Origin of the sequence: Acinetobacter towneri DSM 14962 = CIP 107472 (assembly GCF_000368785.1) — a bacterium.
GTDB lineage: Bacteria > Pseudomonadota > Gammaproteobacteria > Pseudomonadales > Moraxellaceae > Acinetobacter > Acinetobacter towneri.
Map to the genome: position 1 here is coordinate 1 of NZ_KB849671.1, position 1,900 is coordinate 1,900.

General features: G+C 45.1%; 2 protein-coding genes. Both read left to right on the forward strand.

Going from position 1 to position 1,900, the window contains the following annotated elements:
* Positions 1-485 (forward strand): alpha-hydroxy-acid oxidizing protein (locus F947_RS00225; protein ID WP_004968646.1); only part of this gene is annotated, 485 nt, incomplete at its 5' end.
* Between the two features lie 90 nt (positions 486-575).
* The coding region (gene dld, locus F947_RS00230; protein ID WP_004968648.1) for a D-lactate dehydrogenase at positions 576-1,900 on the forward strand (1,325 nt) is incomplete at its 3' end.

Consider the following 1,900-nt stretch of genomic DNA (forward strand, 5'->3'; position numbering starts at 1 on the left):
TAGGCAATAACTTTGACCCATCTATTTCATGGAAAGACTTGGAGTGGATTCGTGAATTCTGGGATGGCTCAATGGTCATTAAAGGCATTTTAGACCCAGAAGATGCTAAGGATGCTGTTCGTTTTGGGGCTGATGGAATTGTGGTGTCCAATCACGGTGGTCGTCAGTTAGATGGTGTGCTCTCGACTGCACGTGCTTTACCGCCAATAGCCGATGCAGTAAAAGGAGATCTAAAAATTCTAGTGGATTCAGGTATTCGTAATGGCCTAGATGTGGTGCGCATGTTGGCGATGGGTGCGGATACTTGTATGCTCGGACGTGCCTTTATTTATGCACTAGGTGCAGCAGGTGGGGCGGGTGTGAGTAATTTACTCGAATTGATTGATAAAGAAATGCGAGTCGCAATGACCTTAACGGGTGCTAAAAACATTCAAGCGATTAACTCAGATTGCTTGGTACAACTTGAGCGTGAACTGAAAGGCTAAATTGCCAACAGGAGCGATCAATCCATCAACCGATGCATTTGGCTGAATCGCTTAATTGTATTTTTCACCTTGTTTCAGGACTTGTACACTATGCCACAGACAATTTCTTCTGCAACACAATTTGATGCTGCAGCAACCCTCAAAAACTTGGTCGATATTGTGGGAAAAGCGCATGTATTGACCCATGAATCAGATACTCGTTTATATCGTCAAGGGCGACGTTTTGGCGAAGGACAGGTTTTTGCGGTGGTCACGCCAGGTTCTTTATTGCAGCAGTGGCAAGTGTTACAAGTGGCTGTGGCAGCAGATTGCATTATTATTATGCAAGCCGCCAATACTGGACTCACGGGTGGTTCTACCCCTTTTGGTGATGACTATGATCGTCCTGTAATTTTGATCAACACCCAACGTTTAAAAGGTATTCAGCTCATCAACGATGCCAAGCAAGTGATTTGCTTGCCTGGTGCAACATTGGATGCTTTGGAACAGCAATTGGCGCCGCATCAGCGTGAGCCACACTCAGTCATTGGTTCATCTTGTATTGGCGCTTCAGTGTTGGGCGGGGTATGTAATAATTCAGGTGGTGCATTGGTCAGACGTGGTCCTGCCTATACTGAGTTGGCCTTATATGCACAAGTCGATGCACTGGGCGAGTTGCAACTCATCAATCATTTGGGGGTGAATTTAGGGAACTCGCCAGAAGAAATTTTAACCAAACTTGAGCAACAACAATATCGCCCTGAAGATATTGAATATTCGGAACATTGTTGTGCTTCAGATCAGCGTTACGTGCATGATGTTGCCCAAGTCGATGCCGATACGCCTGCACGGTTTAATGCCGACCCGAGCCGTTTGTTTGAAGCTTCGGGTTCGGCAGGTAAAGTCTGTGTGTTTGCAGTGCGTTTGGATACGTTTGAGAAAATTCCGAGTCAGGTGTTTTATATCGGCAGCAATCAGCAGGATGATTTAACCGCGATTCGCCGTTTTTTATTACGTGATTTGCCGCGTGTACCGATTGCTGGCGAGTATATTCATCGAGATGCCTATGACATTGGTGCAGAATATGGCAAAGACAGCTTCTTGTTTATCGAGAAGTTTGGCACCAGTAAAGTACCTGCAGCTTTTGCCATGAAAGACAAAGTTGATGGTTTTCTAACCCGTTGGGGCATGCGTGGATTGTCGGATAAAGTTTTGCAAATGTTCACGAAACTACTGCCAAATCATTTACCAGAACGCATGAACCAATTTCGTGATTTGTATGAACATCATTTAATTTTGCGCATTGAGCAGCAAGATGTTGCGGCAGTACAGCAGTTTTTAATGGATTATTTTATCACGCGCAATTCCGGCAGTTTTTTTCTATGTAATGAAGATGAAGGCCGCAAGGCTTTTCTGCATCGCTTTGCAGTGGCAGG